The 19,169-nt window shown below is 54.3% G+C and carries 16 protein-coding genes; 3 read left to right on the top strand and 13 right to left on the bottom strand.

What is annotated here, in order from left to right; genetic code table 11:
• Positions 1–146: 146 nt before the first annotated feature.
• Positions 147–1,073: a GGDEF domain-containing protein gene (locus IBX51_RS03295; RefSeq protein WP_291828665.1), complete on the top strand. Its 927-nt coding sequence runs from the start codon at positions 147–149 to the stop codon at positions 1,071–1,073.
• A gap of 17 nt (positions 1,074–1,090) precedes the next feature.
• On the opposite strand, the gene rluB is transcribed toward IBX51_RS03295, so the two are convergent.
• The 13 genes from rluB to sdhC all read right to left on the bottom strand — a co-directional run bounded on the left by rluB (position 1,091) and on the right by sdhC (position 16,400).
• On the bottom strand, positions 1,091–2,101 hold the full coding sequence (gene rluB, locus IBX51_RS03290; RefSeq protein WP_291828663.1) for a 23S rRNA pseudouridine(2605) synthase RluB: 1,011 nt from the start codon (positions 2,099–2,101) through the stop codon (positions 1,091–1,093).
• Positions 2,102–2,139: 38 nt separating this feature from the next.
• The gene (gene scpB, locus IBX51_RS03285) at positions 2,140–2,805 is read right to left on the bottom strand and encodes an SMC-Scp complex subunit ScpB (RefSeq protein WP_291828661.1); all 666 of its coding nucleotides are present in this window, start codon (positions 2,803–2,805) and stop codon (positions 2,140–2,142) included.
• A gap of 14 nt (positions 2,806–2,819) precedes the next feature.
• Positions 2,820–3,647, bottom strand: coding sequence for a ScpA family protein (locus tag IBX51_RS03280; protein WP_291828659.1), 828 nt, complete (start codon positions 3,645–3,647; stop codon positions 2,820–2,822).
• A 25-nt stretch (positions 3,648–3,672) separates the two neighbouring features.
• Positions 3,673–4,887 carry a tryptophan--tRNA ligase gene (locus tag IBX51_RS03275; protein ID WP_291828658.1) on the bottom strand — a complete coding sequence of 405 codons (1,215 nt, stop codon included), beginning with the start codon at positions 4,885–4,887 and terminating at the stop codon, positions 3,673–3,675.
• Between the two features lie 196 nt (positions 4,888–5,083).
• Positions 5,084–5,956 (bottom strand): succinate--CoA ligase subunit alpha, encoded by an 873-nt coding sequence (gene sucD, locus IBX51_RS03270; protein WP_291828657.1) that lies wholly within the window; start codon positions 5,954–5,956, stop codon positions 5,084–5,086.
• Positions 5,956–7,122 (bottom strand): ADP-forming succinate--CoA ligase subunit beta, encoded by a 1,167-nt coding sequence (gene sucC / locus IBX51_RS03265; RefSeq protein WP_044385325.1) that lies wholly within the window; start codon positions 7,120–7,122, stop codon positions 5,956–5,958. Before sucC ends, sucD begins: the two co-directional genes overlap by 1 nt.
• A 196-nt stretch (positions 7,123–7,318) precedes the next feature.
• Complete coding sequence (gene lpdA, locus IBX51_RS03260; protein ID WP_291828653.1) at positions 7,319–8,761, bottom strand: dihydrolipoyl dehydrogenase; 1,443 nt, start codon at positions 8,759–8,761, stop codon at positions 7,319–7,321.
• Positions 8,762–8,796: 35 nt separating this feature from the next.
• Positions 8,797–10,014 (bottom strand): 2-oxoglutarate dehydrogenase complex dihydrolipoyllysine-residue succinyltransferase, encoded by a 1,218-nt coding sequence (gene odhB / locus IBX51_RS03255; RefSeq protein WP_291828652.1) that lies wholly within the window; start codon positions 10,012–10,014, stop codon positions 8,797–8,799.
• A 25-nt stretch (positions 10,015–10,039) separates the two neighbouring features.
• A complete protein-coding gene (locus IBX51_RS03250) occupies positions 10,040–12,877 on the bottom strand; it encodes a 2-oxoglutarate dehydrogenase E1 component (RefSeq protein ID WP_291828650.1) in 2,838 nt (945 codons plus the stop codon).
• Between the two features lie 316 nt (positions 12,878–13,193).
• Entirely contained in the window at positions 13,194–13,898 is a 705-nt protein-coding gene (locus IBX51_RS03245; protein WP_291828648.1) for a succinate dehydrogenase iron-sulfur subunit, read from the bottom strand.
• Between the two features lie 13 nt (positions 13,899–13,911).
• Positions 13,912–15,684 (bottom strand): succinate dehydrogenase flavoprotein subunit, encoded by a 1,773-nt coding sequence (sdhA, locus tag IBX51_RS03240; protein WP_291828647.1) that lies wholly within the window; start codon positions 15,682–15,684, stop codon positions 13,912–13,914.
• A 3-nt stretch (positions 15,685–15,687) separates the two neighbouring features.
• Entirely contained in the window at positions 15,688–16,032 is a 345-nt protein-coding gene (gene sdhD, locus IBX51_RS03235) for a succinate dehydrogenase, hydrophobic membrane anchor protein (RefSeq protein ID WP_291828645.1), read from the bottom strand.
• Entirely contained in the window at positions 16,026–16,400 is a 375-nt protein-coding gene (gene sdhC, locus IBX51_RS03230; protein WP_291828644.1) for a succinate dehydrogenase, cytochrome b556 subunit, read from the bottom strand. The genes sdhD and sdhC overlap by 7 nt, the downstream gene beginning before the upstream one ends.
• A gap of 477 nt (positions 16,401–16,877) precedes the next feature.
• On the opposite strand from sdhC, the gene gltA reads away from it, so the two are divergent.
• Together gltA and IBX51_RS03220 are read left to right on the top strand one after the other, a co-directional pair.
• Positions 16,878–18,152: a citrate synthase gene (gltA, locus tag IBX51_RS03225; protein WP_291828642.1), complete on the top strand. Its 1,275-nt coding sequence runs from the start codon at positions 16,878–16,880 to the stop codon at positions 18,150–18,152.
• 104 nt (positions 18,153–18,256) lie between these two features.
• The gene (locus IBX51_RS03220; RefSeq protein WP_291828640.1) at positions 18,257–19,126 is read left to right on the top strand and encodes an NAD(P)-dependent oxidoreductase; all 870 of its coding nucleotides are present in this window, start codon (positions 18,257–18,259) and stop codon (positions 19,124–19,126) included.
• Positions 19,127–19,169 lie beyond the last annotated feature (43 nt).

Here is a 19,169-nt window from a genome sequence, read left to right as displayed (position 1 = left end):
ATGACGCTTCCGGCATCAGCGCCAGATAATAGTTAACATTGTTTTTAGATATGACATTCAACTAACTAATTATTATTAGGTTTTTATTGTAGGCACAACTTATGCTTAGAAGCTTTCATCCTATTCACGAAATAGAGTGAGTTGCCGTGAAATACCTGACTTCTATCCAGCCTTCAAAGACTCGACCGGCCCAGCTGGCCGCCCTGAAACAGTCTTTTCAAGACTGGAGCAGCTCACCGGATCTGCTTACACGCATGGCGAAGAGGCTATCGACTACCCTGTCGCTGGAAACTCAGCTGGGCATTGTGGCGGAGGAAATCGCCGCCGCCATCCCTTTTGATGCCCTCAATTACCGTCACCGTATTGCACGTCAGGACTTCGTGTTCTCAACCGGCATGGGCGGCCCTCACCGCTGTGAATATCGATTGACCCTTGAAGGCGCCCATTACGGCACCCTTGCCTTTCATAGGCGACACAAGTTCAGCGATGAAGAAATAACCGGCCTGGAAATGATGCTCGCCGCAGCCATTTGCCCATTGCGCAACGCTTGCCAGTATATTGCCATTGAACAGGCAGCACTGACCGACTCACTAACCGGTATTGGCAACAAACGGGCGCTGTACGAAGCACTGGAGCGAGCTGGCGCATTAGCCGACCGCCACGGCGCGCCCTGGAGCCTTATTCTGTGCGATCTCGATCACTTCAAACAGATCAACGACAACCACGGCCACGTTGTGGGCGATCATATCTTGACGAAAACGGCAGAGAAACTGGAACAGGCGGTTCGCAATTCCGACACCGTCTACCGTTTTGGTGGAGAAGAGTTTGCCGTATTACTGCCCCACACCAACGAGCGAGAAGCACGAGACGTAGCCGAGCGCATTCGGCTGGCAGTGGAAAGTATACGGGTTGATGGCGGTGAGACACCGCTGACGGCAACCACTAGTTGTGGAGTTGCCATGCACCTGACCGATGAATCACCGGACCAATGGCTTGCCCGCGCCGATGAAGCCCTATATCGGGCGAAAGCCCAGGGCCGCAACTGTACACGGGTCTTCGCTTCGATCTCGTAGTCGATGGGCGGACTGCATCAACCCCTGTTGTTGCGTGCCGGTCTCGTTGATTTTAAGGAGCTTTTTCTGTCATCACGCTTCGGCTTTGACTTTGCCGGCGCAGAATCGCTTACCTGCCAAGTGCCTTTACGGGAGCGCTGCAAAGATTTACCCGGGCTCTTTCGGCGCTTGCGATCATGCTCGGCCTGCTCACTGGGTGTTTTCTGAGGAATGTCTACCGAAGCCAGGCCGACCACCTTGCTTAGGGTATCAACAGCCTTTTGCTCCAGTTCTTCCCACTTACCCAAAGTCAGTCGGCTCGGCAAGAAGATAGGGCCATAACGAACACGCTTCAGGCGACTAACCCTGACTCCCTGCGATTCCCACAGTCGCCGGACTTCACGGTTCCGACCCTCAAGCAGGGTAACGTGAAACCATCGATTGATCCCGCTGCCACCGGCCGGTGAGATGTCTGAGAATCTGGCCATGCCGTCTTCCAGCAACACACCTTCCAGCAGCCGTGCTTGCATCGCATCGTCTACCTCACCGAACACCCGAACCGCATACTCGCGGTCAATCTGGCTGGACGGATGCATCAGTCGGTTTGCCAGCTCACCGTCGGTGGTGAATATCACCAAACCGGTGGTATTGATATCCAGCCGACCAATTGAAATCCAGCGCTGATCCTTCAGGCGGGGCAAGCGGTCAAATACCGTGGGCCGGCCCTCCGGATCTTTACGGCTGGTCACCTCACCTTCCGGTTTGTTGTAGATCAACACTCGACGAACCACCTGAGCTGCGGACGCGACGTCCAACACCTTACCGTCCAGCTCGAACTTATCTTCTGTGGTTGCCTTTTGCCCGGCCTGGACAGGCTTGCCATTGACCAGCAGGCGCCCAGCCTCCATCCAGCCTTCAATTTCCCGACGTGAACCCACGCCGGCTCTGGCCAGAAGCTTCTGAACACGTTCAGGCCCGCCAGGCACGGATTGGTCGCCTTGGGCGGATTTGCTTCTGGAACCTGCTTTTCCGGGGCTAGATGCCGCCATGTAATACTTCCTTACTGAATAGCTGAGGCCTTAGGGCATCAGTGGATTGTCTGTTCCGGTAACGCGGCGGAACCATCCTGAGGATCGTCCTGGTTGCGGCTATCACCTTCGGAGGACTCAAACTGAATCTCTCCCTGCATATTCTTTTCAATTTCCCGGCCAATTTCATCAAGATCCCGCACCTCCGACAGTGGTGGAAGCTGATCAAGGCCGTTGAGGTTAAAATAGTCTAAAAACTGTTTGGTGGTAGCGTACATCGCTGGCCGGCCAGGCACATCACGGTGCCCCACCACTCGCGCCCACTCTCGCTCAAGCAGCGTACGAATGATATTGCTGCTTACCGTAACACCCCGAATATCTTCGATTTCACCCCGGGTTATCGGCTGGCGATACGCAATCAGTGCCAGAGTTTCCAGAAGCGCCCGGGAATAACGCTGGGGCTTTTCCTCAAACAACCGGCTGACCCAAGGCGCAAACTCTGCTCGCACCTGGAGACGGTAGCCGCTGGCCACTCTTTTGAGTTCAAACCCGCGCCCTTCACACGCCTTTTCCAGAAGCATTAAAGCGTGCTCCATCACTTGCCGCGCCGGTCGCTCATCTTCCGTGAACAGTTCACGCAGCTGTTCCACTGACAGCGGCTTTCCAGCAGCCAACAAGGCGGCTTCAGCAATGGCCTGGATACGCGCAAGATGCTCTTCGTTCATGCTCCGGCTTTCCCTTAGCTGGCAGACCTGGCCCGCACATGAATAGGACCTAAAACCTCAGCCTGCACAATTTCAATCAACTGTTCTTTCACCAACTCAAGTGTCGCCAGAAAACTGACTACTACGCCCAGACGCCCCTCTTCAATCGTGAACAGGCTTTCAAACGTCACAAAACGATCACCCTGAAGCACCGAGAGGATGTGAGACATCCGCTCCCGAGTGGACAACCGCTCTCGTTCGACATGATGACTGGTAAAAAGATCGGCACGCTTGAGCACCCCATGCAGCGCCAACAGCAGTTCTCTCATGTCGACTTCCGGATGCGGCTGCGACGACGGCATTTCGGGCAAGGCTGCTGACCCTGAAAAGATGTCGCGCTCCATCCTTGGCATAGCCTCAATGTCTTCAGCCGCTTTCTTGAACCGCTCATACTGCTGCAGGCGTCGTATCAGCTCTGCCCTCGGATCGAGTTCTTCGTCGTCGCCACTTTCCTGGCGCGGCAGCAGCATGCGCGACTTGATTTCCGCCAGGGTAGCGGCCATCACCAGATATTCTGCGGCCAGTTCAAAGCGCAACGCTTCGACCGCCCCAATATAATCAATGTATTGCCGAGTAATCTCACTGACATCGATGTCCAGAATATTCATGTTCTGGCGCCGAATGAGGTACAGCAAAAGGTCCAGAGGCCCCTCGAAGGCTTCAAGAAACACTGCCAGGGCATCCGGAGGAATATAGAGATCTTTCGGCAGATCAACCAACGGCTTGCCAGACACCAACGCCAGCGGCACCTGCTCCCCGGAGTCGGGAATCATGTTGGCCAATTCGTCAGTATCGTCTGTCATGCCCTTCTCCGCTGATCACAGACACTCAGCGGTAGCTGAGACCCATGGCTGCGCGCACTTCCTCCAGCGTATCACGGGCCGCGTCACGGGCGTTTTCACGACCTTCTTCAAGGATTGAACGCACCACATCCGGGTTTTTCTCATATTCCCGAGCTCGCTCATGCAGGGGACGCTGCTCTTCAATGACCGCATCAATCAGAGGCGTTTTACAATCCAGACAACCAATGCCTGCACTGCGGCAGCCTTCCTGAACCCACTCACAGGTTTTGGCATCCGAGTAGACTTTATGCATGCCCCATACCGGGCACTTTTCCGGCTCGCCCGGATCTGTGCGGCGAACTCGTTGAGGATCGGTTTGCATGGTGCGAATTTTCTGAGATACGCTGTCGGCCTGTTCGCGCAGGCCAATGTAGTTATTGTAGGATTTGGACATCTTCTGCCCGTCCAATCCTGGCAATTTCGACTCTGGTGTCAGAAGCGGCTGAGGCTCCGGCAAAATCACTTTACCGCCACCCTCAATAAAACCATACAAACGCTCACGATCGCCCAAAGAAATGTTCTGCTGCTCCTTCAACAAGGCGCGGGCGGTTTCAAGAGCTTCCATATTGCCCTCTTCCTGATAGCGCTTTTTCAGGCTGCGATACAGTTTGGCATTCTTTTTACCCATCTTGACGATGGCCGCCTCTGCCTGAACCTCAAAACCCGGCTCTCGACCATAAATGTGGTTGAATCGACGAGCGATTTCACGCGTTACTTCCACGTGGGACACCTGATCTGCGCCTACCGGCACTTTACCGGCGCGGTACATCAGGATGTCAGCTGTCTGCAACAATGGATAACCCAGGAAACCATAAGTGGCCAGGTCTTTCTCGCGGAGCTTTTCTTGCTGGTCTTTGTAAGTCGGAATGCGCTCCAGCCATCCCAAAGGTGTAATCATCGATAACAACAAGTGCAATTCAGCGTGCTCAGGAACCTGAGACTGAATAAACATGGTGGAAGACCCGGGATTAACGCCGGCGGCCAACCAGTCAATCACCATGTCCCAGACACTTTGTTCGATACCGGAGGGGTCGTCGTACTGAGTAGTTAACGCATGCCAGTCGGCGACAAAGAAGAAGCACTCATACTCGTGCTGGAGTTTCACCCAGTTTTTCAGCACACCGTGGTAGTGGCCGAGGTGCAACTTGCCGGTCGGACGCATACCAGACAACACTCTTTGCTGGGAATCGACAGAACTCAAAGCACAAACTCCTTCTTTCTGTTTATTAGGCGCCTGATATAGCCACAAAACGAGGCTTCCGAAATCAAGCAGACCGGCCATTATAGTCGTAACACCCGCCTGCGTTAAACAAACACCGGTAAAACCTTGACCCTATAACGCAAAACCCCCGGAATTCTTTCGAATCCGGGGGTTTTGGCCAAGGTAGTGAAGCGGCTTACCAGCCCGTCACTTCCTTCAGTGCCTTGCCAATTTCGGCCAGGCTGCGAACGGTTTTAACACCCGCATCATTCAGAGCCGCAAACTTCTCGTCTGCGGTACCCTTACCACCAGAGATGATGGCGCCTGCGTGGCCCATACGCTTGCCTGGAGGTGCAGTAACACCGGCAATGTAAGAAACCACAGGCTTGGTAACGTGCTCTTTGATGAACGCGGCGGCTTCTTCTTCAGCCGTGCCACCAATCTCACCGATCATCACGATGGCCTCAGTCTGCGGATCGTCCTGCAGAAGCTGAAGAATATCGATGAAGTTGGAACCCGGAATCGGATCACCACCAATGCCTACACAGGTAGACTGGCCATAGCCGAAGTCTGTGGTCTGCTTGACCGCTTCGTAAGTCAGAGTGCCTGAACGGGACACAATACCGACTTTGCCTGGCTTGTGAATGTGGCCCGGCATGATGCCGATCTTGCATTCACCCGGGGTAATCACACCCGGGCAGTTCGGACCGATCATGCGGACGCCTTTGCGATCAACGTATTCTTTCGCGTACAGCATATCGATGGTCGGGATGCCTTCGGTGATGCACACGATCAGCTGGATGCCGGCGTCTGCAGCTTCAATGATGGCATCTTTACAGAACGGAGCGGGTACGTAGATAACAGTCGCTTCTGCGCCGGTCTGCTCAACCGCTTCACGGACGGTGTTGAACACAGGCAGGCCCAGGTGCTGGGTGCCACCTTTGCCGGGGCTGACGCCACCAACCATCTTGGTGCCGTATTCAATGGCTTGCTCAGAGTGGAAAGTACCCTGCGCGCCGGTAAAGCCCTGGCAGATAACTTTGGTGTCTTTATTGATCAGGATGCTCATTATTTACCCCCTGCGGCTTTAACGACTTGCTCTGCGGCATCCGCCAGACTGGTGGCGGCGATGATGTTCAGGCCACTGTCAGCCAGTACCTTGATACCCAGTTCGGCGTTGTTGCCTTCCAGGCGAACGACCACAGGAACCTTGACGCCCACTTCCTTGACCGCACCAATGATGCCTTCTGCGATCATGTCGCAGCGAACGATACCACCGAAGATGTTAACCAGTACGGCTTGTACATTGTCGTCAGACAGGATGATCTTGAACGCTTCAGAAACGCGCTCTTTGGTGGCACCGCCGCCAACGTCCAGGAAGTTCGCAGGGCGACCGCCAGACAACTTGATGATGTCCATGGTGCCCATGGCCAGACCAGCGCCATTAACCATGCAACCGATGTTGCCTTCCAGGGCTACGTAGTTGAGTTCCCACTTGGCCGCTTCGGCTTCACGGGAATCTTCCTGAGAAGGATCGTGCATTTCATGAATCTTCTTCTGGCGATACAGTGCGTTGCCGTCTACGCCGAGTTTGGCGTCCAGGCAATGCAGATCGCCTGCCGGAGTAATAACCAGGGGGTTGATTTCAACCAGCGCCAGATCGCAATCTTCGAACAGTTTCGCCAGGCCCATAAAGATCTTGGTGAACTGACCGATTTGTTTGCCTTCCAGGCCAAGTTTAAAGGCCAGCTCACGACCCTGGTATGGCTGAGCGCCAACCAGCGGGTCCACTTCGGCCTTCAGAATTTTCTCAGGCGTTTCTTCTGCAACCTTCTCAATTTCCACGCCGCCTTCAGTAGACGCCATGAACACGATACGACGGGTACCGCGGTCAACTACCGCGCCCAGGTACAGTTCCTGATCAATGTCGGTGAGGGATTCAACCAGAATCTTGCTGACCGGCTGGCCATGTTCATCTGTCTGGTAGGTGACCAGCTTCTGACCCAACCACTTTTCGGCAAACTCACGGATCTCTTCTTTGCTCTTGACCAGCTTTACACCGCCAGCCTTGCCGCGACCACCCGCGTGAACCTGTGCCTTGACAACCCATGCGTCACCACCGATTTCACCAGCCGCATCGACTGCTTCTTTCGGAGTATCGCAGGCGATACCCTTAGATACCGGCAGCCCGTATTCAGCAAACAGCTGCTTGCCCTGATATTCGTGCAAATTCATAGTTAGTGTCCCGTCATTTGATGGAGGATAACCACGTACGGAAAAGAACCCGCAGGCGCAACGCCATTGGCGCACCTTGAGCGAATTCGTTCTGGCGGGTAAGGGATCACCTTTACCCACCGGTTACGCACCCGGAAACCTGCCGTTTTGATGGCAGCGGGGCGCCTTCACTGGCGCCCCGACTTCCGGTCTTGCGTTACTTCTTTTTGCGGCGGTTGGCGACGTGAATCGCGCCACCAGCAACGGCCAAGGCCGCTTCATGCACAGACTCAGACAGAGTCGGATGCGCAAAACAGGTCAATGCCAGGTCTTCTGCGCTGGAACCAAATTCCATGGCGATCACTCCCTGAGCAACGACTTCAGACCCCTGAGGACCAATCACATGGAAACCCAGAATACGGTCGGTTTTCGCGTCTGCGATGATCTTGACCATACCACTGGCAGAGTTAGCCGCCATGGCACGACCGTTGGCCGCAAACGGGAACACACCCACATTATATTCTTCGCCTTCGGACTTCAGCTCTTCCTCGGTCTTACCAACCCAGGCAATTTCCGGTGCGGTGTAGATCACATTGGGGATGCAATCATAGTTCACTTGCGGCTTGTGGCCCGCAATGCGCTCAGCAACCATAACGCCCTCTTCAGACGCTTTATGTGCCAGCATAGGTCCACGAACAACATCGCCAACCGCCCACACACCCGGTGCTTCGGTTTTGCAGTGATCATCCACAAAAATAAAGCCACGCTCATCCAGTTTGACGCCGGAATCTTCTGACAGCAAACCGTCGGTGTAGGGGCGACGACCAACAGCAACGATCAGCTTGTCAAACTTGGCCTCCTGCTTACCCTTGGAGTCTTCGTAGCTGACATTAACCAGCTTACGCTTGACCTCTGCACCCGTCATACGGCCGCCCAGGATAATATTCAGGCCCTGCTTTTGAAATTGCTTGAGTGCATCTTTGGCAATTTGCTGATCAACGGCCGGCAGGAAGCTGCTCTGCGCTTCCAGAATAGTAACCTCTGAACCCAAACGGGCCCAAACACTACCCAACTCCAGACCAATGACGCCGGCACCGATGATGCCAAGACGTTTAGGCACCTCGGTAAACGACAGAGCACCTTCGGAGTCGACAATGTACTCACCGTCGAACGGTGCAGGCGGAATCTCAATGGGCTTCGAACCACTGGCCAGAATGACGTTCTCGGCTTCATAGGTCTTGGTCTTTCCGTCTTTGTCAGTGACTTCGACCTTACGGCCAGCCAGCAGCTTGCCATGACCTTGAATCGAGGTCACACCGTTGGCTTTGAACAGACCACCAATGCCGCCGGTCAACTGGCTGACAATACCGCTTTTCCTTTCCATCATCTTGGCGAGGTCTATTGTGACGTCTTTAGCGATGATACCCTGCTTCTCATAGTCGTGGCTGGCCTCTTCAAACTTGTGAGAGATTTCCAGCAGCGCTTTGGACGGAATACAGCCAACGTTCAGGCAGGTACCGCCAAGAACCGTACTTTTACCATCTTCAGAGAGCCAGGATTCAACACAGGCTGTCTTGAGACCAAGCTGAGCGGCCTTGATTGCGGCCACGTAGCCGCCAGGGCCCGCGCCAATGACAATGACGTCGTACTTATCAGACATAATTTATCCCGTTTTCCGATTCGTTAAGTGTCAGTTCACACGTCCAGCAGAATACGCGCCGGGTCTTCCAGCATTTCCTTGATCGCGACCAGGAACTGCACAGCTTCTTTGCCATCAACCATACGGTGATCGTAAGACAGCGCAAGGTACATCATCGGCTGAATTTCGACCTTACCGTTGACCGCCATCGGGCGCTCCTGGATCTTGTGCATGCCTAGAATGGCCGTCTGCGGTGGGTTCAGAATCGGCGTCGAGATCAGAGAGCCGAAGATGCCACCGTTAGTAATGGTGAAGGTACCACCGGTCATGTCTTCAATGCCGAGCTTGCCGTCTTTGGCCTTGGTGCCGTATTCCACAATTTTCTTTTCGATGTCGGCCAGACCGAGTGCGTCGACGTCACGAACCACGGGCACAACCAGTCCACGATCAGTGGAAACGGCTACACCAATATCCTGATAACCGTGATACACCATGTCGCTGCCATCGATAGAAGCGTTCACCGCCGGGAACCGCTTCAAAGCCTCAGTTGCCGCTTTGGTAAAGAACGACATGAAGCCCAGCTTGATACCATGACGCTTCACGAAGCTATCCTGGTACTGCTTGCGCAGCTCCATGATCGGCGCCATGTTGACTTCGTTGAAGGTAGTCAGCATGGCTGCAGTCTGCTGTGCTTCCACCAGACGCTTGGCAATGCTGGCACGCAGACGAGTCATAGGAACGCGCTTTTCCGGACGCTCGCCTGAAGCCATGTTGACCTCTGGCATAGCGGCTGGTTTAGCCGCTGCCGGAGCCGCTGGTTTACCGGAGGCAACGTGGTTCTGAACGTCTTCCTTGGTAACGCGGCCATCTTTTCCGGTGCCCTTCACGGCGGCCGGATCAACGTTGTTTTCTTCAGCCAGCTTACGGGCAGCCGGGCTCAGAATGGCGTCGTCGGAGGCCGCAGTGGCAGATTCCTCTTTCGGTGCCTCGGCTTTGGCTTCAGGCTTACTTTCTGCAGGCTTGGACTCACCCGCAGCGCCTTCCTTGAATTTGCCGATCACTTCACCACTTTCGCAAGTGTCGCCTTCACCCTTGAGAATCTCTTCAATCACACCGTCAGCCGGTGCAACCACTTCAAGGACTACCTTGTCGGTCTCAATATCGACAATCAGTTCGTCACGGGAACAGGCTTCACCCGGCTGCTTGTGCCAGGTTGCGACGGTGCCTTCGGCGACCGACTCAGGGAAAACTGGGGCTTTAATCTCTGTTGACATTACGGATCCTTAGTTCGGTAGCTCGTCAGATTTCGAACGCGTCGTTAACCAGTTTCTTCTGCTCTTCGATGTGCACAGACATGTGCCCACACGCAGGAGCAGCGGAAGCGTCACGACCGGCATACTGAAGGTGGAGTTTCGGGTTAAGGCGCTGCAGCGCATTGCGCATATGATGCTGGCTACAGTACCAGGCGCCCTGGTTCATTGGCTCTTCCTGGCACCAGACCACATGCTTGAGCTTGGGGTACTGGCCCAGAATTTCATCCAGATCGTCAGCCGGGAATGGGTACAGCTGTTCAATTCGAACGAGGGCAACGTCTTCACGTTCATCTGCTTTCTTTTTCTCCAACAGATCGTAATACACCTTGCCACTGCACAGGACCAGTCGCGTTACCTTCTTCAGATCGATGGGCTCTTTCTCAGGCAGTACGGTCTGAAAGGTGCCGGACGTCAGGTCATCAAGGCCAGAGATGGCTTCTTTATGACGCAACAGGCTTTTAGGTGTAATCGCAACCAAGGGCTTACGCAGCGGCCGCTTAACCTGTCGACGCAGCATGTGGAACACCTGCGATGGAGTGGTTGGTACGCAAACCTGAATATTGTGTTCAGCACACAGCTGCAGGAAACGCTCCATACGAGCCGAGCTGTGCTCAGGCCCCTGCCCTTCATAACCGTGCGGCAGCAGCAATGTCAGGCCACACAAGCGGCCCCATTTATGCTCGCCACTGGTCAGGAACTGATCAATAACCACCTGTGCACCGTTGGCGAAATCGCCGAACTGCGCTTCCCAGACAATCAGTGCATCCGGCTTGGTGGTTGAGTAGCCGTATTCGAACGCCATGACGGCTTCTTCGGAAAGAAGCGAATCATAAATATCAAACTTGGGCTGATCTTCAGACATTTCTTGCAGGGAGACATGCGTTGAGCCGTCTTTTTGGTTGTGCAGTACCGCGTGACGGTGGGAGAAGGTACCACGTCCAACGTCCTGACCGACCAGACGGATCGGGTGCCCCTCGTTAAGAAGCGTGGCATACGCCATCATCTCGCCGTAGCCCCAGTTCAGGGGCAATACACCCGCCGTCATCTTCTCGCGATCGTTAACGATCTTGGACACCTGGCGCTGAACGCTAAAGCCCTCAGGTACATCTGTTAACTTTTTGCCAAGCTTTTGAACCGTCTTCTGCGCAACACTGGTCTTGCACTTGGCTGTCCACTCATGGCCAAGATACGGAGCCCAATCCACGTAAAGTTCTTTGTTAGGCTCTTTAACCAACGATTTGACCACATGCTCGCCTTTATCCAGCGCGTCACGATAGTCCATTTCCATCTGCTTGGCTTCGTCCTCACTGATCACACCCGCTTCGATCAAATGCTCTGCGTATAGGCCGCGAGTCGTTTTGAGCTTGCGAATCTTCTCGTACATCACCGGCTGAGTGGCTGCTGGTTCATCGGCCTCGTTATGGCCGCGACGGCGATAACACACCAGATCGATAACCACGTCCCGCTTGAATTCATTGCGGTAATCCATAGCCATCTGAGTCACAAACATGACCGCTTCAGGATCATCTGCGTTTACGTGCAGAATGGGCGCCTGAACCATTTTTGCGACATCGGTACAGTATTCTGTCGAGCGAGCATCTTCTTGCTTGCTGGTGGTGAAGCCCACTTGGTTATTAATCACAATGTGAACCGTACCACCCACTCCAAAGCCCCGGGTTTGGGACATCTGAAAGGTTTCCATCACCACACCCTGGCCTGCAAACGCTGCGTCGCCGTGCATAACGATCGGTAACACCTTGCTGCCATCGGTGTCGCCGCGACGGTCTTGCCGAGCGCGAACCGAACCAACCACTACCGGGGAGACAATTTCAAGGTGCGACGGGTTGAACGCCATCGCCAGGTGCACTTCGCCACCGGATGTCATCACGTTAGACGAAAAGCCCTGATGGTATTTAACGTCACCGGAGCCAGAATCCGCGAGTTTTTTACCCTCGAACTCATCGAACAGCTCTTTCGGATTCTTGCCCAGCGTATTGATCAGTACGTTCAGGCGGCCACGGTGAGCCATACCCAGAACAATTTCCTTGGTGCCGTAGGAACCGGCACGCTGAATCAACTCGTCCAGGCATGGAATCAGGCTTTCGCCCCCTTCCAGACCAAACCGCTTAACACCCGGATAACGGGAGCCGAGGTATTTTTCAAGACCTTCTGCTGCTGTCAGGCGTTCCAGTAGGTGCTTTCGAGTTTGCGCCTCGTACTCCGGACGCGACCGAACCGGCTCCATGCGCTGTTGAAACCAGCGCTTGATGCGGGTATCAACCACGTGCATGTATTCAGCGCCAATGGTCTTGCAGTAGGTCTGGCGCAAACCATCAACGATGTCTCCGAGCTTCATGGTCTCGGAACCAAAATTCAGGGAACCTGTCTGGAACTCCAGATCAAGATCCGACTCGCCCAATTCATGAAAGGACGGATCAAGATCTTCAACAGACTCTCGCTGCCAGACACCCAGGGGGTCGAGCGTGGATTCCTGATGGCCGCGAAACCGGTAGGCGTTAATCAGCTGAAGAACACGGATCTGTTTTTTGTCAGCGTCCGTAGTGGCACTGGCAGGAACGCCACTGGTTGCCAGAAAACGCTGATTACGGGAAATGTGTTCGAACTGTTCACGGATGGTCGAGTGCACAACGTCACGGCCATGATGGCCATCCACGCTGGGGAGCTTGTCAAAGTAACTCCGCCACTCTTCAGGAATTGCATTGGGGTCTGTCAGGTAGGTTTCAAAAAGCTGTTCAACATAGGCCAGATTCCCACCCTGCAAGTGGGAAGTCTGCCATAACTGCTCCATGATGCTTTCTTGCATTTTGAATAGCTCACCTTGGGCTGGTGCGGGGGAGCGAGTATAGTGGTCCAGGGGTAAATCTCAGTCAATACGGGATATTACGGCATGACTTATGGCCACCACACCCTGCAAGGATGTTTTCCGTCCCCAGTGATTTTTATACTCAGCGACACTGCCCGGTTTCCTGGGTAAGGCGACCAGACAGAGTGCATAAGTTTGAACCTCGATAAGACTTATGACTATAAGCCTTTGGTTGAAGGCCCCGCATAAGCGAGGCCTTCAAGGGTACAACCTGATGCCGAAACACCAGTATAGCGGGTTCTGCAAAATTTGCCGATCAAGTAGCCCGTTGCAGCAACAGGTTACGGATATGGCCGATTGCTTTCGTGGGGTTCAGGCCTTTTGGACAAACACTGACACAATTCATGATCCCCCGACAGCGGAACACGCTGAACGGATCGTCCAGATTGGCCAACCGCTCTGCCTGGGCGGTATCACGACTGTCCGCCAGGAACCGGTAGGCCTGAAGCAGCCCTGAAGGACCAATAAATTTATCCGGATTCCACCAGAACGACGGGCAGGCTGTCGAACAGCACGCGCAAAGAATACACTCGTACAAGCCATCCAGCTTTTCACGATCTTCCGGAGTCTGCAGCCGCTCAATCGCGGGCGCAGGGGTGTCGTTGACCAAATACGGCATAACCTTTTCGTACTGCTTGTAGAACAGACTCATATCCACAACGAGATCACGAATAACCGGCAGCCCCGGCAGCGGGCGCAACACCAGCTTGTTATTCTTGACCACCTGAGACATCGGCGTAATGCACGCCAAGCCGTTGGTGCCGTTCATATTCATGCCATCGGAGCCACAAACTCCTTCCCGGCATGAGCGACGGTACGCCATTGAAGGATCTCGCTCCTTGATGAGATTCAACACATCAAGAACCATCAAATCCTTACCTTCCGGAATGTCGACCTCCACGTCCTGCATATAGGGCGCGTTATCACTTTCCGGATTATAACGATAAAGGCTTACTAACATTTTCACGTCCCCCTTAGTAAGTCCGGACCTTCGGCTGGAAGGTGTCTACGGTCTTCGGCGCAAAGTTCACGTCACGCTTACCAACGCGCTTGTCCAGCGGGAAGTACATGGAGTGCTTCAGCCAGTTCTCATCATCACGTTCGGTGAAATCGTTCCGGGCATGAGCGCCCCGACTCTCTTTGCGCTCGTATGCCGAGATCGCAGTCGCCAGTGCCACTTCGAACAGATTGTCGAGCTCCAGCGCTTCGATACGTGCGGTATTGAAAGCACTGCTGGTATCAGACAGCTTGGTGTTGCGAACCCGCTCACCAATCGCTTCCAGCTTCCTGAGGCCTTCCTCCATACTTTTACCGTCACGGAAAACGCCAAAGTATAGCTGCATGCAGTTCTGAAGATCTTTGCGGACCGCAGCCACGCTTTCACCTTCCGAAGCGCTGTTCAGACGATCAAGACGCGCCATTGCCCGCTTGATGTCTTCCTCACTGGCAGCATCAACCTCAAACCCGCCGCGCAACTGTTCCTCAATATGAAGACCTGCAGCACGACCAAATACCACCAGGTCCAGCAGCGAATTACCGCCCAGGCGATTGGCGCCATGTACCGACACGCAGGCGGCTTCGCCACAAGCGAACAGGCCCGGAATAGGCTTGTCGGTGCCATTTTCGTCCTGGGTGAGTGCCTGCCCGCCAACGTTGGTCGGAATACCACCCATCATGTAGTGACAGGTTGGCACAACCGGAACCGGCTCTTTCACCGGATCAACATGAGCAAACGTGCGAGAAAGCTCACAGATGCCCGGCAAGCGCAGATTCAGCGTTTCTTCGCCAAGATGATCCAGTTTCAGCAGAACGTGGTCCTTTTCTGGACCGCAGCCACGACCCTCAAGAATCTCGATAACCATGGCCCGCGCCACAACATCACGACCAGCCAGGTCTTTTGCGTTTGGCGCATAACGCTCCATGAAGCGCTCGCCTTCCGCATTGATCAGGTAGCCACCTTCACCGCGGCAACCCTCGGTTACCAAGGTGCCAGCACCGTGGATGCCAGTTGGGTGGAACTGCCACATTTCCATATCCTGCATCGGGAAACCCGCACGCAGTGCCATGCCAATGCCGTCGCCGGTGTTGATCAAAGCGTTGGTAGTGGAAGCGTAGATCCGACCTGCTCCACCGGTAGCCAACACAGTCGCTTTGGACTTGATGTAAGCCACTTCGCCAGTTTCGATCTCGATAGCAACGACACCAACCACTTCGTTCTTGCTGTTCTTGACCAGATCAACCGCATACCACTCATTCAGGAAGGTTGTACCACCCTTGAGGTTTGCCTGATAAAGCGTATGCAGAAGCGCGTGACCGGTACGGTCGGCAGCTGCACAGGTACGTGCCGCCTGAGTAGGGTTATCAGGGCCCTTGGACTGACCGCCGAATGGACGCTGATAAATACGGCCCTGCTCAGTCCGTGAAAATGGAAGTCCCATATGCTCAAGCTCAAAGACCGCCTGCGGACCTACTGAACACATATACTCAACCGCATCCTGGTCGGCAATGTAATCCGAGCCCTTGACGGTGTCATACATGTGCCAGCGCCAATCATCATTGGGGTCAGCACTTGCGATCGCACAAGTGATACCGCCCTGCGCAGACACTGTGTGCGAGCGCGTCGGGAACACTTTTGTGATACAGGCAGTGTTGACGCCGGACTCGGTCAACTGCAGGGCAGCCCGCATACCGGCGCCGCCACCGCCGATAACAATCGCGTCATAAGACATGGTCTTGATATTAGCCATCTATTAAAGCCCCCAAAGAATCTGAATGCCCCAAATCACATACACGAACATGGTCAAACCACACAGCGCCTGCACCAGGAAACGCGGCGCCATCGCCTTGATATAATCGGTAGTGACTGTCCAGAGCCCAACCCAGGCGTGAGCGCCAATGGACAGGAGCGCCAGAAGAGTAAAGATACGGAACCAGGTTTGCGAGAACAGTGCTGCCCAGGTTTCGTAGTTAACGTCACTGAACACCATGAAGCCCAGCAGGAACAGGGTGTACAGAGCCAGTACGTAGGCGGTAACGCGCTGGATCAACCAGTCAAAAACGCCACTTCGGCCGAGGTTAGTTACGCTGCTTACCATACCCAGACTCCAGCCAGAATAATGAGAACAATGGAAACCACTAAAGTGATCTTCGCGGCGAGACGACCGCTTTCGAGTTCCTCGGCAATACCCATATCCATGAGCAGGTGCTTGATACCTGCAACGAGGTGGTAAAGCAGAGCAGAAAGGATGCCCCAAATAATCAGCTTGGCAAGGAAGCTGTCCAGCAGTTCACTTACCCGGGCAAAACCATCTTCTCCGGACAGGGAGAGATCCAGACCGTACAACAGGAAGGCAACACCCACAAAAATGATGATGCCGCTGATGCGATGCAGGATCGATGTGATGGCAGGCAGCGGGAAATGGAACTTGCCGAGATCGAGATTTACTGGTCGTTTGCTATTCACAGCGCTCTCACACTCTCTTTTGGTTCCGCGGGACCGAAAACGGCGGCGGATGGTTGGTGTATATTTCGATCGGGCGATCGGCAGGTTACCGATAACCGATTGGTTCAGGAGGGCGGATGGCAACCCGGTAGCTTGCTATACTGAAGCGCGCATTAAGGTGCATCCCCGATTCCGGGCTACGGATTATAAGGAGACGCCCCGGTAATTACAAACTTGCAACAACCTTCAAAATCTTGAGAATAGCCAGCCCTCGCCCTCTATAAGGCTTATTGACAAATCCAATTTATGCCAGTGAGTACCGTTATTCGGGATATCCCTCATTTACAGAAAACGTTAAATTCCCGCTTTTAACTCAGAGTCCATTGACAAAAAAAGCTAACGCCCTATATTTTGCCGCCAGTTTTGCGATAATACGCGCTTCCTTGCGCATCTACACATGCAGAAAAGCTATTACAGCCAATCAGACAGGAGAGCAACATGACCGACAGGAAAGCCACGCTCTCGGTGGGAGATAAGTCCATTGAGCTACCGATGTATTCCGGCACCGTCGGCCCTGACGTTATTGACGTACGTGGCCTGGTCCAGGAAGGCGTCTTCACCTACGATCCCGGCTTTGTATCCACTGCAGCCTGCGAATCTGCCATCACCTACATTGATGGAGCCAAAGGCGTGCTGCTTCACCGTGGTTACCCGATCGACCAGCTGGCCGAGCAATCCGATTTTCTCGAGGTCTGCTATCTGCTTTTGAATGGTGAGCTGCCGACTGCGGAAGAGAACAAACGGTTCCACGACACCATCAAAAACCACACCATGCTGCACGATCAGATGCGCAATTTCTTCAACGGCTTCCGCCGTGATGCGCATCCGATGGCCATCATGTGTGGCGTTGTTGGCGCCCTGTCCGCGTTCTACCATGACCAGATGGACGTCACCGATCCCAAGCAGCGCGAGGTCACTGGACACCGCCTGATCGCCAAAATGCCGACCATTGCGGCCTGGTGTTACAAGTATTCGGTCGGTCAGCCGTTCATGTACCCGCGCAACGACCTGTCCTACGCTGAAAACTTCCTGCACATGATGTTTGGCACGCCTTGCGAGGAATATCAGCCGAATCCGGTGCTGGCCAATGCCATGGACAAGATCTTCATCCTGCACGCTGATCACGAGCAGAACGCCTCTACCTCTACCGTTCGCCTGGCTGGCTCTACCGGCGCCAACCCCTACGCCTGCATCGCCTCTGGTATCGCGGCCTTGTGGGGACCCGCTCATGGCGGTGCCAACGAAGCTGTTCTGGATATGCTGGCCGAAATCGGCGATGTCGCCAACATCGATACCTTCATCGCGAAAGCCAAAGACAAGAACGATCCGTTCCGTCTGATGGGCTTTGGCCACCGGGTTTATAAAAACTTTGATCCGCGCGCCAAAGTGATGAGCGAAACCGCTCACCAGGTATTGAGCGAGCTCGGCCTGGAAAACGATCCTCTCCTGAAAATTGCCCAGCGCCTGGAACAGATTGCCCTGGAAGACGAATACTTCGTGCAGCGCCAGCTGTACCCGAACGTCGACTTCTACTCCGGCATCATCCTGAAGGCCATTGGTATCCCAACGTCGATGTTTACCGTGATCTTCGCGATGTCGCGTACCATTGGCTGGTTCTCGCACTGGAACGAAATGGTCAGCGGCAACTACCGCATCGGCCGTCCGCGCCAGCTGTATACAGGCTCGCCGAAACGCGACTACCCGAAAAACTGAGTGGCACTTTACACTCAGAACCCAAAAAGCCGCTGATCTCAGCGGCTTTTTTCGTATTATGGAACGACAAAGATAAAAACTGATAACAACGAGGGCAAGGCTCTATGGCACAGATCGCTTTCATTGGACTTGGCGTGATGGGGTACCCAATGGCCGGCCACCTGAGCAAGGCCGGCCACGGCGTGTCCGTCTGGAATCGAACATCGAAAACAGCTCAAAGGTGGGCCAATGAATTTGGTGGAGCAGCCGCTGACAATATTGCAAAAGCAGTTGCACAGGCCGATATCATCCTCACATGCGTTGGCGCCGACGAAGATCTCAGAGAGGTCTACGAATCACCTGAAGGCATTATCGCCAAAGCACCTCCGTCTGCACTTCTTGTGGATCACACAACAGCGTCTGCCGGCATTGCGGAGCGCCTGGCCAAAGCTGCCAACAACCGTGGCCTCGGCTTTATTGATGCGCCGGTTTCCGGCGGCCAGCAGGGTGCCGAAAACGGCCAGTTAACCATCATGTGTGGCGGTACACAGGAGCACTTTGATGCTGTTCGGCCGGTCCTCGAGTGCTATGCCCGGGCACTTAACTTGATGGGGCCTGTAGGCAGCGGTCAAAAAACCAAAATGGTTAACCAGATTGCCATTGCCGGACTACTGCAAGGCCTGTCTGAGGCCCTGCATTTTGCCGAACAGGCAGAACTGGACGTTCGCAAGGTCATTGATGTGATTTCCAAAGGTGCCGCCCAATCATGGCAAATGGAAAACCGTTCTGGAACGATGATTGATGGCGAATTCAATCACGGGTTTGCCGTGGATTGGATGCGCAAGGATTTGGGAATCTGCCTGGATGAAGCCCGCCGCAACGGCTCAAAACTGCCAGTTACCGCTCTGGTGGATCAGTTTTACAGCGATGTACAGGATATGGGGGGTAATCGATGGGATACGTCTTCGCTGATTCAGCGCCTTCGGAAAAAATAACGCCGGGCCACAACCAGGCCCCAAAGCGGGAATAACCTCGAAA

The organism is Marinobacter sp., assembly GCF_014859525.1.
GTDB lineage: Bacteria > Pseudomonadota > Gammaproteobacteria > Pseudomonadales > Oleiphilaceae > Marinobacter.
This window is presented reverse-complemented; position numbering and strand designations above follow the sequence as displayed.

Bases quoted from the DNA above. Each gene is read 5' to 3' on its own strand.
- rluB (WP_291828663.1), bottom strand. From the start codon at position 2,101: ATGGCGGCATCTAGCCCCGGAAAAGCAGGTTCCAGAAGCAAATCCGCC.
- scpB (WP_291828661.1), bottom strand. From the start codon at position 2,805: ATGAACGAAGAGCATCTTGCGCGTATCCAGGCCATTGCTGAAGCCGCC.
- IBX51_RS03280 (WP_291828659.1), bottom strand. From the start codon at position 3,647: ATGACAGACGATACTGACGAATTGGCCAACATGATTCCCGACTCCGGG.
- sucD (WP_291828657.1), bottom strand. From the start codon at position 5,956: ATGAGCATCCTGATCAATAAAGACACCAAAGTTATCTGCCAGGGCTTT.
- sucC (WP_044385325.1), bottom strand. From the start codon at position 7,122: ATGAATTTGCACGAATATCAGGGCAAGCAGCTGTTTGCTGAATACGGG.
- lpdA (WP_291828653.1), bottom strand. From the start codon at position 8,761: ATGTCTGATAAGTACGACGTCATTGTCATTGGCGCGGGCCCTGGCGGC.
- odhB (WP_291828652.1), bottom strand. From the start codon at position 10,014: ATGTCAACAGAGATTAAAGCCCCAGTTTTCCCTGAGTCGGTCGCCGAA.
- IBX51_RS03250 (WP_291828650.1), bottom strand. From the start codon at position 12,877: ATGCAAGAAAGCATCATGGAGCAGTTATGGCAGACTTCCCACTTGCAG.
- IBX51_RS03245 (WP_291828648.1), bottom strand. From the start codon at position 13,898: ATGTTAGTAAGCCTTTATCGTTATAATCCGGAAAGTGATAACGCGCCC.
- sdhA (WP_291828647.1), bottom strand. From the start codon at position 15,684: ATGGCTAATATCAAGACCATGTCTTATGACGCGATTGTTATCGGCGGT.
- sdhD (WP_291828645.1), bottom strand. From the start codon at position 16,032: ATGGTAAGCAGCGTAACTAACCTCGGCCGAAGTGGCGTTTTTGACTGG.
- gltA (WP_291828642.1), top strand. From the start codon at position 16,878: ATGACCGACAGGAAAGCCACGCTCTCGGTGGGAGATAAGTCCATTGAG.
- IBX51_RS03220 (WP_291828640.1), top strand. From the start codon at position 18,257: ATGGCACAGATCGCTTTCATTGGACTTGGCGTGATGGGGTACCCAATG.